The sequence below is a fragment of the Thermodesulfobacteriota bacterium genome, assembly GCA_040758155.1.
Lineage (GTDB): Bacteria > Desulfobacterota > Deferrimicrobia > Deferrimicrobiales > Deferrimicrobiaceae > UBA2219.
Genome location: JBFLWB010000139.1, coordinates 17,713 through 31,093, shown reverse-complemented (window position 1 = coordinate 31,093; position 13,381 = coordinate 17,713). Strand labels below are relative to the sequence as shown.

The window sequence follows — 13,381 nt, the reverse complement described above, 5'->3', positions numbered from 1 at the left end:
CTTGATGGTGCGATTAAAGTACATGGTCGGAAAATAGATGATCAGGTCAACCTTTCTGTGATCCGCCACCGTCTGGACCGTACTGAACTTCAATTGGACATTGGTCTGGTCTGCAACAAGAAGACTGAGGGAGTTGCGGGCAAGCTTTCCGTGAATGTCAGCCGCACAGTTGTTACAGTCGTCTGCGTAGAAGGTTGCTTTTCCCTTATCCGGGAACCGTCTGTAGAGAGAATCGAGTGCACGAGGATTCATGTCCGCAAAGAAATAGTTCGAGAAAACATGTTCAGCTGCGATCAGCGGGGTGCCATTTCGGATCTCTCGGGTGCCTCGGATCCTGCATTTCCCTGGACCCGCGAAAAGGTCGATGTAATTAAGTTCTTCGAACTTATTCTTCATCCCGGATCGGAATATAGAGATGTAACGGCCGACATAATAATGCTTCGAATTCGACCAGTCTCCAACGCAACGAACAGAAAGACCGTCCTCTTCGCAGGGAACCTCGCAAATACCCTCGTCGTTTTTATCACGTTCGCAGGGACACTCGAAGCCGGCCATCCTACCGCCTTTTCAAGAGTTCCATCTCTGATCTCGTTCGAATACCCCCTACTCCACCGTCACGCTCTTCGCCAGGTTCCTCGGCTGGTCCACGTCTGTGCCCTTCAGCACCGCCATGTGATACGCCAGGAGCTGCAGCGGGACCACCTCCATGATCGGGCGGGCGTACCGGCCGCACGCGGGCAGGCGCAGGATGTCGGACGCCTTCGCATCCAGCTCGTCGTCGCCTTCCGTCCCCACGGCGATCACCATCCCGCCGCGGGCGTGCGCCTCCTCCAGGTTGGAGATGGTCTTGTCGTAGCTCTCCCCCTTCGCGCACAGCACCAGCACCGGCATCCGCTCGTCGATCAGCGCGATCGGGCCGTGCTTCATCTCGCCGGCCGGGTACCCTTCCGCGTGGATGTAGGAAATTTCTTTCAGCTTCAGCGCGCCCTCAAGCGCGATCGGGTAGGAGATGCCGCGCCCAAGGTACAGGAAGTCGGCCGCGTCCTTGTACTTCTTCGCGAGCGCCTGGATCTCCTCGTCGTGCTTGACGTACTCCTCGATCTTGCGCGGCAGGTCGGAGAGCTCCGTCAGGTGCAGCGAGATCTCCTCGGGCGAGAGGATTTTGCGCGCCTGCGCCAGGTGCAGCGCCATCAGGTAGAGCGCTACGAGCTGGGTGGTGAACGCCTTCGTCGACGCGACGCCGATCTCCGGCCCCGCGTGCGTGTAGATGACGCCGTCGGACTCCCGCGCGATCGTCGAGGCGACCACGTTGCAGATGGAGATGGTCGTCGCCCCCTTGGCCTTGGCCTCGCGCATCCCCGCCAGCGTGTCGGCCGTCTCTCCCGACTGCGAGATCGGCACGCAGAGCGTCCCCTCCGGGACGACGGGGTCGCGGTAGCGGAACTCGGAGCCCAGGTCCACGTCGACCGGGATCCGCGCCAGCCCCTCGATCATGAACTTGCCGACCAGCGCCGCGTGCCACGAGGTGCCGCACGCCACTATGATCACCTTCTGGATGGCGGAGAGCTGCCCGTTGGAGAGCGGCAGCGTCTCGAAGAACGTCTCCCCCGTCTCGGGGAGCATCCGCCCGGCGAGCGTGTCGATGATCGCGCGCGGCTGCTCGTGGATCTCCTTGAGCATGAAGTGGCGGAATCCCCCCTTCTCCGCCATCACGGGCGACCAGTCGATCCGCTGCGGTCTGCGCAGCTTCGGCTTGCCGAGGAAGTCGGTGAGCTTGAGCTCCTTCGGCGTGGCCACCACCATCTCGCCGTCCTCCAGGAACAGGACGTCGCGTGTGTGCGATAAAAACGCCGTCAGGTCGGAGGCGAGGAAATATTCGCCTTTTCCCAGCCCCACCACCATCGGGCAGTTCAACCGCACCCCGACCAGCGTGCCGGGCTCCTTGTCCGACACCGCCAGGAACGCGTAGGAGCCGCGGATGTCCCCCACGGTCCGGCGCACGGCCTCCTCCAGCGTCAGCCCCACGTTCACGTAGGCGTCGAGCAGGTGGGAGATCACCTCGGTGTCGGTCTCGGAGCAGAAGGTGCGCCCCTTCGACATGAGCAGCTCTTTCAGCGTGCGGTGGTTCTCCACGATCCCGTTGTGGATGACCGCCACGTGCCCCACCCGGTGCGGGTGGGCGTTCTCGTCGGAGGGGCGGCCGTGGGTCGCCCAGCGGGTGTGCCCGACGCCGCAGGTCCCGTCGATCGGCTCCTTCGCGATCAGGTCGGTGAGCCGGGCGATCTTCCCCTGCGACTTGCGCACCGCGATGTCGCCGTCCGTGAGGACCGCGATCCCGGCCGAGTCGTACCCGCGGTATTCCAATCGGCGCAGCCCGTCCACCAGGATCTCGACGCACGGGTTCGGGCCGGTGTATCCGACGATTCCGCACATTTCACTTCTCCCCTTTCCCTGTCTTTTCCTTGACCGCCGGGACGGCGAGGCCGCATTTTTTAAGCAGCTCCGGCTTCTTGCGGGCCACCCAGTACTCCGACACCTTCTGCTCCGCGCGCGACAGCGCAAGGGCGTACGGCGGGACGTTTTTCGTGATAGTCGACCCGGCCCCGATCAGGGCGCCCTTCCCTATGGTGACGGGGGCGACGAGCATCGTGTCGCTCCCGACGAACACCCCGTCTCCGAGGACGGTCGGGTATTTCGCGAGGCCGTCGTAGTTGCAGGTGATGGTACCCGCCCCCACGTTGACCTTCCTCCCGACGGTCGCATCGCCCAGGTAGGTCAGGTGGTTGGCTTTCGATCCCCTGCCGATCCGGCTCTTCTTCACCTCGACGAAGTTGCCGATGTGCGCCTCTTCGCCGATGTCGCATTCCGGTCGCAAGTGCGAGAACGGGCCTACGATTGCGTTCCTGCCCACCCGCGAGGACACCATGACCGAATACGGCTTGAGATGGGCCCCGTCCCCGATGACGCAGTCCTGGACGACGCAACCCGTCTGGATCCGGACCGCCCGGCCCACGCGCGTGTTCCCCGCCAGCACGATCCCCGGCTCGAGGACCGAGTCCATGCCGACCCGCACTTCCGTCTCGACGTAGGTGCGGTCGGGATCGATGACCGTCACGCCGGCATCCATCAGAGCGTCCAGCTTCCGCGCCTGCTGGATCCGCCCCGCCTCCGCGAGCTCGCGGCGCGAGTTGATCCCCCGGACTTCGTCGGGGTCGCCGGCCACGAGCGGAACCACGCGCTTTCCCTGCGCGAGCGCCTCCAGCACGAGGTCGGTAAGATAAAACTCCCTCTGGGCGTTTACGTCGGAGATGCGGGGCAGGCCGGCTTCGAGGAAGGCGCGGTCGAAGGCGTACGTCCCCGAGTTCACCTCCCGGATTTTCCGGATGGGCGTGTCCGCGTCCTTCTCCTCGACGATCCGCGCCACGGTCCCGTTCCCGTTGCGCACGATCCGGCCGTACCCGGTCGGGTCGTCGAGGATCCCCGTCAGCACGGCGGCGACGGCGCCCTTCCGCCGGCGGACCGCCAGAAGCGCACGGATCGTGGAAGGCCGGATGAGCGGGGCGTCCCCGCAGAGCACCACGACCTCCTTCACCGAGGCGGGCAGTTCTTTAAGCCCGCACCGGGCGGCGTCTCCCGTGCCGAACTGGCTCTCCTGGATCGCCACCTTCCCGCCGAACTCCTCCACGGTCGGGAGCACCTTGTCGCGCCCGTAGCCGAGGACGAAGACCATCTCCTTGATCCCCGCACCCCTCGCCGCGGCGGCGACGTGCCACACCACGGGCCTGCCAAGAACGGGGTGCGCGACTTTCGGGAGGGCGGATTTCATCCGCTTCCCCTTCCCGGCGGCCAGGATGATCGCGGACACTCGGCTCATCGCTCTCCCCTTTCCTCCGAATGCTAATATATATCGGCCTCTTTGCCGATAAGTTTACAAGGTTTGCCGGGAGGAGGGAAGGAAGCTGCGACCATGGACGACGTGAAGATCATGCTGGACCGCATGGAAGGCGATATCGCCGTCCTGAAACAGCAGTACGACCTCTTCTTCCAGGGGACGCGGCGCGGCGAGCCGACCCGGGAGCGCAAGGAGTTCGAGGGGCGAATCCTTGCTTTAAGCCGCCGGTCGATCGTCAACGTCACCGACCAGCACCGCTTCAACAACCTTCAGGGGAAGTACTGGTCGTTCGCGAACCTGTGGACGCGGATGATCCGGGACCTCGAGGAGGGGCGGCTCCGCAGGGACGAAGCCGGCGCGGTCACGCGGCTGGGGATCGACCGGCCGCTTGAGGAACGGCAGCGGGGGGAGCGGGCGCCGGAAGCGGCCCCGTTCGACGCGGAGCAGATCGACCGCGTCGCCCGGGAGCTGGCGGACGCGCGGCGGTCGTGCGGCATCGCGGGGGAAGGGTCGGAGGTCGACTCGCTGAAGGCGACGCTTCAGGCCAAGGCGAAGGAGCTCTCGGCCTCTTCCGGCGGGAAAACGGTCGCCTTCCGCGTGAGCGTCGAGGACGGAAAGCCGAAAGTCAAGGCAACGATCAGCTGAAAACGCCGGCCGGCCGCTACTCCCCGGCGGAGATCCGGGCGATCGCCCGTTGCATCGCGCCGGACGCCTTCTGGTACGTCTCGTCGTCGATCGACAGCGCCTTCTTGATCTCTTCCTCGGCGCGTTCCCGGGCGCGGCGCGCGCGCTCGACGTCGATCTCCTCCGCGCGCTCCGCTGTCTCCGCCATTACCACGACCCGCTCCGGCGTCACTTCGGCGAAGCCGCCGCTGACGGCGATCTTGCGCCACTCGTTCCCCGTGCGGTAGCGCAGCACGCCGATCATCACGATCGACAGGTACTGCGTGTGCTCCGGTAGCACGCCGAACTCGCCCTCGTAGCCGGGGACGATGACCTCTTCCACGTCCTCGGACAGGACGGTGCGCTCGGGGGTGACCAGCTCCAGCCGGATCGTCGATGCCATTGCTCTTCGTTTTCTCCCTTACGCCGTCGCGAGCAGCGTCTTGCCCTTCTCGATCGCTTCCTCGATCGTCCCGACCATGTAGAACGCCTGCTCGGGAAGGTCGTCGTGCTTGCCGTCGACGATCTCCTTGAACGACCGGACGGTGTCCTCGAGCCGGACGTACTTGCCGGGAATGCCGGTGAACTGCTCGGCCACGAAGAACGGCTGCGACAGGAAGCGCTGGATCTTCCGGGCGCGGGAGACGAGGATCTTGTCGTCCTCGGAGAGCTCGTCCATGCCGAGGATGGCGATGATGTCCTGGAGGTCCTTGTACTTCTGGAGCACCTTCTGCACCGCGCGGGCCACCGTGTAGTGCTCCTCGCCCAGGACCAGCGGCGAGAGGATCCGCGACGTGGAGTCGAGCGGGTCGACCGCCGGGTAGATGCCGAGCTCCGCGATCTGGCGCGAAAGGACGGTGGTGGCGTCGAGGTGCGAGAACGCGGTCGCCGGCGCCGGGTCGGTGAGGTCGTCGGCGGGGACGTAGATCGCCTGGACCGAGGTGATCGACCCCTTGTTCGTCGAGGTGATCCGCTCCTGCAGGTTCCCCATCTCGGTGGAGAGCGTCGGCTGGTAGCCGACCGCCGACGGGATGCGGCCCAGCAGCGCCGACACTTCGGAGCCGGCCTGCGTGAACCGGAAGATGTTGTCGATGAAGAGCAGCACGTCCTGCCCTTCCTCGTCGCGGAAATATTCCGCGGCGGTGAGGGCCGACAGCCCGACCCGGGCGCGCGCGCCGGGCGGCTCGTTCATCTGGCCGTACACCAGGCACGCCTTCTCGAGGACCTTCGACTCCTTCATCTCGAGCCACAGGTCGTTCCCCTCGCGGGTGCGCTCGCCGACGCCTCCGAACACGGAGTAGCCGCCGTGCTCGATGGCGATGTTGTGGATCAGCTCCATGATGACGACGGTCTTGCCGACGCCGGCGCCGCCGAACAGGCCGATCTTGCCGCCCTTGGAGTAGGGGGCGAGGAGGTCGACGACCTTGATCCCCGTCTCGAGGATCTCGACCTTGGTGGACTGCACTTCGAAGGAGGGGGCCGGGCGGTGGATGGGGTAGCGGATCTTCGTGCTGATGTCGCCGCACTCGTCGACCGGCTCGCCGATGACGTTCATGATCCGGCCCAGCGTCTCGGGACCGACCGGGATGGTGATGGGGCCGCCGGTGTCGATCGCGTCCATGCCGCGGACGAGGCCGTCGGTGGAGTCCATCGCAACGCAACGGACGACGTTGTCGCCCAGGTGCTGCGCGACCTCGACCGTGAGGTTCCCTTCCCTGTCGCTGATGCTCGGATTGGAAACCTTGATCGCGTTGTAGAGCGCCGGAAGGTGGCCCGCATCGAACCGGACGTCGACGACGGGTCCGATGACCTGGACGATCTTGCCCTTTTTCATGATCTGAATGATCCTCCTTACTTACTTTACCCTGTTACCCTTTGAGCGCCTCGGCGCCGCTGACGATCTCGGTGAGCTCGGTGGTGATGGTGGCCTGCCGCGCCCGGTTCATCTGCAGCGTGAGCCGCGCGATCATGTCGACGGAGTTGTTGGTCGCCGAATCCATCGCGGTCATCCGGGCCCCGTGCTCCCCCGCCACCGACTCGAGCAGGACGCGGAAGATCTGCGTCTCGACGTACTTCGGCAGCAGGCTCGCCAGGATCTCGTTGCGCCCCGGCTCGTAGAGGTAGTCGATGGCGGGCTGCCCCGCCTCCTCTTCCTTCTTCTCGAGCGCGATGGGGAAGAGCTTCTCGAAGCGGGTCACCTGCGAGATGGCCGACCGGAACTCGTTGAAGACGACCTGCACCTCGTCGAACTCCCCGGCGAGGAACCCCTCGGCGAGGTCGGCGGCCATCGTCTCGGCGTGCCCCCTCGAAATCGTGCCCAGCACCCCGAGGTACTCCTTCCGGATGGGGACCTCGCGGCGGCGGAAGAAGTCGCGCCCTTTGCGCCCCACCACGAAGACGGAGATCTCCTCGAACCTGGCGCGGTTCTCCTGGATGTAGCGGTACGCCATGCGGGTGAGCCCCGCGTTGAAGCTGCCGCACAGGCCGCGGTCGGAGGTGACCACGAGCAGGGCCAGCTTCTTCGCCTCCCGGCTCTCCAGCAGCGGGTGGGCGGTGCCCTCGACGCGGCCGGCAACCGACTCGACGACCTCGCGCATCTTCCTGGCGAAGGGGCGGGCGGCGGTGATCGCGTCCTGGGCGCGCCGCAGCTTCGCGGCCGACACCATCTTCATCGCCCGGGTGATCTGCTGCGTGCTCTTTACGCTGCTGATCCGTTTCCGGATCGCGCGGAGGTTCGCCATGGGTCGCTATTCCTTGAAGATCCCTTTGAACTCTTCCAGCGCCGCGATCAGCCGGCCCTTCAGGTCGTCCGAGATCGTCTTCTTCTCCCGGATCTCCGCCAGCAGCGCCCCGTGCCTGTCCTTCATGAAGGCGGCCAGCTCCGTCTCGTACCGGGCCAGCGACCCGACCTCGTAGCCGTCGACGAAGCCGTTCGTCGCCGCGAAGATCGTCGCCACCTGGTTCTCGACGGCCTGCGGCATGTACTGCCCCTGCTTGAGGATCTCCACCAGCCGCGCGCCGCGGGCGAGCTGCATCTGGGTGGACTTGTCGAGGTCGGAGCCGAACTGGGCGAACGCCGCCATCTCGCGGTACTGCGCCAGCTCGAGCCGCAGACGGCCGGCGACCTGCTTCATCGCCTTGATCTGCGCGTTGCCGCCGACGCGCGACACCGAGAGGCCGACGTTGACGGCCGGGCGGACGCCCGAGTAGAACAGGTCGGCTTCCAGGTAGATCTGGCCGTCGGTGATGGAGATGACGTTGGTCGGGATGTAGGCGGAGACGTCGCCCGCCTGCGTTTCGATGACCGGGAGCGCCGTCAGCGACCCGCCGCCCTCCGCCTCGGAGAGCTTCGCCGCGCGCTCGAGCAGCCGCGAGTGGAGGTAGAAGACGTCGCCGGGGAACGCCTCGCGTCCCGGCGGACGGCGCAGCAGCAGCGAGAGCTGGCGGTATGCCACCGCGTGCTTGGAGAGGTCGTCGTAGATGCACAGCGCGTGGCGGCCGGAATCGCGGAAGTACTCGCCCATCGTGCAGCCGGCGTAGGGGGCGTTGAACTGGAGCGGGGCCGACTCGGACGCCGTCGCGGCGACGACGATGGTGTAGTCCATCGCGCCGTACTGGCGCAGCTTCTCGACGACCTGCGCGACCGTGGAGCGCTTCTGCCCGATGGCCACGTAGATGCAGATGACTCCCGTCCCCTTCTGGTTGATGATCGTGTCGGTGGCCACCGCGGTCTTTCCCGTCTGGCGGTCGCCGATGATCAGCTCGCGCTGCCCGCGGCCGATGGGGATCATCGCGTCGATGGCCTTCAAGCCCGTCTGGAGCGGTTCCTTCACCGGCTGCCGCTTGACGATACCGGGCGCCTTGATCTCCACGCGCCGGAAGTCCTTCGCCTCGATGGGGCCGCGGCCGTCGACCGGCTGGCCGAGGGCGTTGACGACCCGCCCGATCATCGCGTCGCCGCACGGCACCTCGACGATGCGGCCGGTGCGCCGCACGGAGTCGCCTTCCTTGATGACGTGGTCGTCGCCCAGCAGCGCGACGCCGACGTTGTCCTCTTCGAGGTTGAGCACCATCCCGCGGACGTCGCCGGGGAACTCGAGAAGCTCGCCCGCCATCGCCTTTTCGAGTCCGTGGACCCGGGCGATCCCGTCGCCGACGGAGAGGACCACGCCCGTCTCGGCGACGTCGACCTTCTTCTCGTACCCCTTGATCTGGCTTTTGAGGATCTCGGTAATCTCTTCCGCGCGGATGCTCATGCTCTTACCCCTTCTGCAGGTTTTGCCGGATCTGTTCGATCTGCGTGCGGACGCTGCCGTCGTACACCGTGGAGCCGACCTTGACGACCATCCCGCCGAGGACGGCGGGGTCCACGGATTCCTCGAGCAGTACCTTCTTCCCCGTGCGCCGCTCGAGGACGGCGCGCAAGGAATCCTTCTGCGGGGCGGCCATCGGCATCGGGACGGTCACCTCGACCCGCTCGATCCCTTCAAACTCCTCGACCATGCGGCGAAGCTCGGAAAGGATCGCGGGCAGGACGTTCATCCTCCCCTTCTCGATCAGCAGGCCGAGGAACGACTTCGTCGTCGGGAGGAACTGCGCCTTCGCGAGCACCATGTCGAGGGTGGCCTGCTTGGTCTGCCGCCCGACGTGCGCCGATTCCATCGCCTCGCGCAGCTCGGGGGAGCTCTCGAGCGCCTTGCCGAACTCCTCCGCCTCGGTCAGCACCCGGCGGAGCTGCCCCTCTTCCTTGCCGATGTCGAGCAGCGCGCGGGCGTACCGCCTTGCCAGGCTTCCAGCGATCACCGGACGATCCCCTCGATCTTCTCGATATTCTCCTTCACCAGCCGCTCCTGGTCCGCCGGGGAAAGCGTCTTTTTGACCAGCTCCTCGGCGGCCTTGGCGCAAAGGGCGGAGGCCTCCTGCTGCAGCTCCTGGCGCGCCTTCTTCACTTCCTGCTCGCCGGTGAACGCCGCCTGCGCCTGGATGCGGGCGATCTCGGCGGAGACGGTCTCTTTGAGCGCCTGCGCCTCGGCCGCGGCCTCGGAATCCATCTTCGCGTTGAGCTGCGCGACCTCGTCGGAGAGCTTCGCCATCCGCTCGTCGATGGCCGCCAGCTTCCGGGCGGCTTCCGCGCGGGCGTTCGCCGCGTCGTCGATCGACTTGCGCATCAGCTCGCTGCGCTCCTTCAAAAAGGAAGAGACCGGCTTGCGGAGGAAATAGACTAGGACGCCTGCGAGGATGGCGAAGTTGACCGCCTGCTTGGCGACCTCCCCCCAGGGGACGTGCGGGGAGCCGTGACCCCCGCCTTCCGCCGCGAAGGCGGCGCCCGCCAGCAGCAGCGACCCGGCCGCGGGGAGGAAAGCACGAAGCGCGCGGTTAATAGTGAAAGACGACCGGAAGATTTTCACGCGACCTTTCTCCCGAGGACTTTCTCCGCGATCTCCCGGGAAAGCAGCGTCACCTGGGCGCGCAGGGAGGAGGAGGCCGCTTCCTTCTCGGCGAGGATCTTCCCCTTGATCTGCTCGATCTTTTTGTTCGACTCCTCGACCGCCGCCTCGACGCGTTTGCGCTCGGCGCGGGATTGCTCTTCCATGATGCCCCGTTTCCGGGCGAGCGCCTCGAGGGAGCTCTTCCGGAACGATTCGTCGTAGCGGCGCGCCTTCTCCTCCGCCTCGGCCAGCATGCGCCGCGACTCCTCCACCGGCTTCACGGAGAGATTCTCGCGCTCCTCGAACGTGCGAAGGATCGGGCGGATCAGAAGGACGGAAAGAAGGAAAGCGAGGACGACCACCAGCGCAAGCTGCACCAGCGCGAGCTGGTTGATCTCCAACGTTTCGAAAATCTTGCCGACAAGTTCCATAGAACCCGGTACTCCCCCGGAGAGCTTAAGTGATCGGCGGCGGGATTCCCTTCCCGAAACGGAAGATTGTTATCACGGCGGAGAAGGCAAAGTCAAGCGGTTCTTCCCGTCCCGCGGCCCTTCCACGACCCTGCGGACGCGCCAAATGAAAAGGGCGCCGGGGAATTCCCCGACGCCCTTCGAGCGAATCGCTCTCGGCCCGGATGTTACTTCTTCTCGGGCGCGGGGGCCGGCGCGGCGGGCGCTTCCGGCGCCGCCGGCGCGGCGGCGGGAGCCGCGTTGTCCGCGGGCGCGGCCGGGGCAGGCTCAGCGGCCGGAGGAGGAGGCGGCGCCTCTTCCTTCTTCGCGCAGGCGGAGAGGCCGATCGTCACGACCAGCATCAGCACGAACAACATGGCCAGGTACTTACGCATCAGTTCTTGCTCCTTTCCCTCGTGATTTATCCGTTTTGCGGATAATGGCGGGGTGATTAATATGCGAAATATAGCACAACGGATGTTCGCTGCAATATATTTTTTCATGCTTATATAGATTCGGAAAACAGATCATTTTCCGCCGAAGAGGATCCCCTGCAGGCGGTCCAGCTCCTCGGAAGAGAAATAATGAACCTCGATCCGCCCCTTCCGCACGTTCCCCCGCAGACGCACCCGGGTCCCTCCCCTGCGGGTCAGCTCCTCCTCGAGCGCCTTCAGGTGGACGTTCCCCTGGGCCGTTTTCCGGCCTGGCCGCTTCTTCACCTCGCCCGTGCAAAGCCGCTCGGTCTCGCGGACGGACAGTCCCCGGCGCCGGACGGCCTCGAAGATCGAAAGCATATGCTCCGGCGGCGCGGTCAGCAGCGCCCGGGCGTGCCCGGCGGAGAGGCTGCCGTCGACGACCGCCTGTCGGATCGGGGACGGGAGCTTGAGCAGCCGAACGGTGTTGGCCACCGTCGCGCGGTCCTTGCCGACGCGCTCGGCGACCTGCTCCTGCGAAAGGTTGAAGTCGCGCTGGAGCCGGTAATACCCCTCCGCGAGCTCGATGGCGTTTAGATCGGCCCGCTGGACGTTCTCAACGATGGCGACCTCGAGCGCCTCCCGGTCCGTAAGTCTGCGGACCAGCGCTGGAATAAGGGACAGCCCGGCGCTTTCCGCCGCGCGGAACCGCCGCTCCCCCGCCACCAGCTCGTATCCGTCCGGCGTGGGGCGCACGAGGACCGGCTGGAGCACCCCCTTCTCCCTGATCGACGCCACCAGCTCGGAGAGCGCCTCCGGGGGGAACGATTTCCGGGGCTGGAGGCTCCCCCCGCGAATCTTCTCGAGCGGGATCTGGAGGACGCCCGAATCCGCCGGCTCCGAGCCCCCCGTGGTGGGGGAAAGCAGGGCGGAAAGCCCCCTTCCGAGCACTTTCTTCTTCACGGGGTCGGTTTTTCGTTCCATCGGCTCACCACCTCCCGCGCCAGTTCGAGATAGCTCTGCGCCCCGCGGGAAGCGACCGCGTACAGGAGGGCCGGCTTCCCATGGGAGGGCGATTCGGAAAGACGGACGTTCCTTGGTATAACTGTTTGAAAAACTTGAGTTTTTAAGGCTTCGCGCGCTTCCTCCGCCACCTGGTGGGCCAGGTTGTTCCGGGGATCGAACATCGTCAGGACGACCCCCTCGATCCGCAGGGTCCGGTTCATCCCGTTGCGGATCCGGTCGATGGTGCGGAAGAGGCTGGAGATTCCCTCGAGGGCGTAATATTCGCACTGCAGCGGAATAATTACGGAATCCGCCGCGCAGAGGGCGTTCACCGTCAGCAGCCCGAGGGAGGGGGGGCTGTCGATGACGATGACCTGGAAATCGTCGACCAGCGGTTCGAGCGCCTCGGCGAGCCGCCGCTCCCTCCGCTCCATCGTGACCAGCTCGATCTCCGCCCCGATCAGGTCCTGCGAGGCGGGGAGCAGGGAGAGGTACGGCAGGTCGGTCTTCCGGACCGCCTCCGCTGCGGAGATCTCCCCCAGCAGAACGCGGTAGATGTCGGCCTCCGTCTCCCCCCCGGGGTTCCCCCCCACGCCGGAGGTGGCGTTCGCCTGGGGATCGAGGTCGACCAGGAGCGTCTTCATCTCCATGACGGAGAGCGACGCGGCCAGGTTGACCGCGGTCGTCGTCTTGCCGACTCCCCCTTTTTGGTTGGCGACGGCCAGGATGCGGGCCACGCGGCGGACCTCCGAAGATACGGGGCTGCGCCCGTATTCATTAAGGAAGCAACGCTAACCTTGTATCACGCAGGATGGAGACGCTGGAAGGGAAAACTTGAAAAAAATTGCGCCGCCTCACTCTTTTCCGGGAGGAATCACCTCGACGATCCCGCGCTCCCCCATTCCGCGCGGCAGGCGGAACCGCTCCACGCGGGCCACCGTCCCCGGGATCTCCGCGTTATCCGCGCCTCCGGGGCCCATCATGAAGAGCATCCGCCCTCCCTCGGCGAGGTACGGAGCAAGGAGCGGCACGACCTCGGAAGGCGCCGAGGTGGCGCGCGTGACGATGTCGTCGAACCGCCCGATCGATAGCGTCTCCCGGGGCGAGACCCTTGCGTGGACGACCTTGACGTTTTCCAGCCGCAGCATCCCCCGGACGCGGGATAGGAAGGCGCACTTCTTGGCGGAGGCCTCCACCAGGACGATCCGGGTCCCCGGAAGGTAAAGCGCCAGGGGGATACCCGGGTACCCCGCTCCCGAGCCGAAATCCATCATGCGCCCCGGGAACGGCCCGAACCGCAGCAGCTCCAGGGAGTCGACGACATGCTTCACCGCCACTTCCAGCGGGTCCGTGATCGCGGTCAGCCGGATCGACCGGTTCCACCGGAGCATCTCGGCGGCGTGGATCGCCAGCCCCTCGACCGCCCCGGCGGGGGTCCCGATGCCGGCCTCCCGCAGCAGCTCCAGAAGGAGCTCGCGCCCGGGCCCCGGAGCCGCTCCGCTTCCTCCCGGTCCGCTCATACGCAGGGTT

General features: G+C 66.0%; 15 protein-coding genes. 1 reads left to right on the top strand and 14 read right to left on the bottom strand.

Going from position 1 to position 13,381, the window contains the following annotated elements; translation table 11 throughout:
• The 3 genes from tcmP to glmU form a co-directional block, all read right to left on the bottom strand.
• The coding region (gene tcmP, locus AB1346_09325) for a three-Cys-motif partner protein TcmP (protein ID MEW6720638.1) at nt 1–555 on the bottom strand (555 nt) is incomplete at its 3' end.
• 48 nt (nt 556–603) lie between these two features.
• Complete coding sequence (gene glmS / locus AB1346_09320; protein MEW6720637.1) at nt 604–2,433, bottom strand: glutamine--fructose-6-phosphate transaminase (isomerizing); 1,830 nt, start codon at nt 2,431–2,433, stop codon at nt 604–606.
• 1 nt (nt 2,434) lies between these two features.
• Nucleotides 2,435–3,874 carry a bifunctional UDP-N-acetylglucosamine diphosphorylase/glucosamine-1-phosphate N-acetyltransferase GlmU gene (glmU, locus tag AB1346_09315; GenBank protein ID MEW6720636.1) on the bottom strand — a complete coding sequence of 480 codons (1,440 nt, stop codon included), beginning with the start codon at nt 3,872–3,874 and terminating at the stop codon, nt 2,435–2,437.
• 93 nt (nt 3,875–3,967) lie between these two features.
• Between glmU and AB1346_09310 the strand changes: the two genes are divergently transcribed.
• On the top strand, nt 3,968–4,537 hold the full coding sequence (locus AB1346_09310; GenBank protein MEW6720635.1) for an MXAN_5187 C-terminal domain-containing protein: 570 nt from the start codon (nt 3,968–3,970) through the stop codon (nt 4,535–4,537).
• A gap of 16 nt (nt 4,538–4,553) precedes the next feature.
• Here the strand turns inward: AB1346_09310 and AB1346_09305 are convergent, their stop codons facing one another.
• From AB1346_09305 to rsmG, 11 genes are all read right to left on the bottom strand, one after another.
• On the bottom strand, nt 4,554–4,958 hold the full coding sequence (locus tag AB1346_09305) for a F0F1 ATP synthase subunit epsilon (protein MEW6720634.1): 405 nt from the start codon (nt 4,956–4,958) through the stop codon (nt 4,554–4,556).
• Nucleotides 4,959–4,976: 18 nt separating this feature from the next.
• Entirely contained in the window at nt 4,977–6,389 is a 1,413-nt protein-coding gene (atpD, locus tag AB1346_09300; GenBank protein MEW6720633.1) for a F0F1 ATP synthase subunit beta, read from the bottom strand.
• Between the two features lie 34 nt (nt 6,390–6,423).
• The gene (atpG, locus tag AB1346_09295) at nt 6,424–7,296 is read right to left on the bottom strand and encodes an ATP synthase F1 subunit gamma (GenBank protein ID MEW6720632.1); all 873 of its coding nucleotides are present in this window, start codon (nt 7,294–7,296) and stop codon (nt 6,424–6,426) included.
• A 6-nt stretch (nt 7,297–7,302) separates the two neighbouring features.
• Complete coding sequence (gene atpA / locus AB1346_09290; GenBank protein ID MEW6720631.1) at nt 7,303–8,811, bottom strand: F0F1 ATP synthase subunit alpha; 1,509 nt, start codon at nt 8,809–8,811, stop codon at nt 7,303–7,305.
• 4 nt (nt 8,812–8,815) lie between these two features.
• Nucleotides 8,816–9,358: an ATP synthase F1 subunit delta gene (gene atpH, locus AB1346_09285; protein MEW6720630.1), complete on the bottom strand. Its 543-nt coding sequence runs from the start codon at nt 9,356–9,358 to the stop codon at nt 8,816–8,818.
• Nucleotides 9,355–9,963: an ATP synthase F0 subunit B gene (locus AB1346_09280; GenBank protein MEW6720629.1), complete on the bottom strand. Its 609-nt coding sequence runs from the start codon at nt 9,961–9,963 to the stop codon at nt 9,355–9,357. The genes atpH and AB1346_09280 overlap by 4 nt, the downstream gene beginning before the upstream one ends.
• Nucleotides 9,960–10,415: a hypothetical protein gene (locus AB1346_09275; GenBank protein ID MEW6720628.1), complete on the bottom strand. Its 456-nt coding sequence runs from the start codon at nt 10,413–10,415 to the stop codon at nt 9,960–9,962. Before AB1346_09275 ends, AB1346_09280 begins: the two co-directional genes overlap by 4 nt.
• A gap of 206 nt (nt 10,416–10,621) precedes the next feature.
• Nucleotides 10,622–10,828, bottom strand: a complete 207-nt coding sequence (locus tag AB1346_09270) for a hypothetical protein (GenBank protein MEW6720627.1) — start codon at nt 10,826–10,828, stop codon at nt 10,622–10,624.
• A 132-nt stretch (nt 10,829–10,960) separates the two neighbouring features.
• The gene (locus AB1346_09265) at nt 10,961–11,830 is read right to left on the bottom strand and encodes a ParB/RepB/Spo0J family partition protein (protein MEW6720626.1); all 870 of its coding nucleotides are present in this window, start codon (nt 11,828–11,830) and stop codon (nt 10,961–10,963) included.
• Nucleotides 11,806–12,588 carry a ParA family protein gene (locus AB1346_09260; protein MEW6720625.1) on the bottom strand — a complete coding sequence of 261 codons (783 nt, stop codon included), beginning with the start codon at nt 12,586–12,588 and terminating at the stop codon, nt 11,806–11,808. Before AB1346_09260 ends, AB1346_09265 begins: the two co-directional genes overlap by 25 nt.
• 117 nt (nt 12,589–12,705) lie before the next feature.
• The gene (rsmG, locus tag AB1346_09255; protein ID MEW6720624.1) at nt 12,706–13,371 is read right to left on the bottom strand and encodes a 16S rRNA (guanine(527)-N(7))-methyltransferase RsmG; all 666 of its coding nucleotides are present in this window, start codon (nt 13,369–13,371) and stop codon (nt 12,706–12,708) included.
• Nucleotides 13,372–13,381 lie beyond the last annotated feature (10 nt).

What these genes read in the sequence shown, in the direction of transcription:
- atpA (MEW6720631.1), bottom strand. Translation starts at nt 8,811, where the DNA reads ATGAGCATCCGCGCGGAAGAGATTACCGAGATCCTCAAAAGCCAGATC.
- AB1346_09275 (MEW6720628.1), bottom strand. Translation starts at nt 10,415, where the DNA reads ATGGAACTTGTCGGCAAGATTTTCGAAACGTTGGAGATCAACCAGCTC.
- AB1346_09310 (MEW6720635.1), top strand. Translation starts at nt 3,968, where the DNA reads ATGGACGACGTGAAGATCATGCTGGACCGCATGGAAGGCGATATCGCC.
- glmU (MEW6720636.1), bottom strand. Translation starts at nt 3,874, where the DNA reads ATGAGCCGAGTGTCCGCGATCATCCTGGCCGCCGGGAAGGGGAAGCGG.
- AB1346_09265 (MEW6720626.1), bottom strand. Translation starts at nt 11,830, where the DNA reads ATGGAACGAAAAACCGACCCCGTGAAGAAGAAAGTGCTCGGAAGGGGG.
- glmS (MEW6720637.1), bottom strand. Translation starts at nt 2,433, where the DNA reads ATGTGCGGAATCGTCGGATACACCGGCCCGAACCCGTGCGTCGAGATC.
- atpD (MEW6720633.1), bottom strand. Translation starts at nt 6,389, where the DNA reads ATGAAAAAGGGCAAGATCGTCCAGGTCATCGGACCCGTCGTCGACGTC.
- atpG (MEW6720632.1), bottom strand. Translation starts at nt 7,296, where the DNA reads ATGGCGAACCTCCGCGCGATCCGGAAACGGATCAGCAGCGTAAAGAGC.
- AB1346_09305 (MEW6720634.1), bottom strand. Translation starts at nt 4,958, where the DNA reads ATGGCATCGACGATCCGGCTGGAGCTGGTCACCCCCGAGCGCACCGTC.
- rsmG (MEW6720624.1), bottom strand. Translation starts at nt 13,371, where the DNA reads ATGAGCGGACCGGGAGGAAGCGGAGCGGCTCCGGGGCCCGGGCGCGAG.
- AB1346_09270 (MEW6720627.1), bottom strand. Translation starts at nt 10,828, where the DNA reads ATGCGTAAGTACCTGGCCATGTTGTTCGTGCTGATGCTGGTCGTGACG.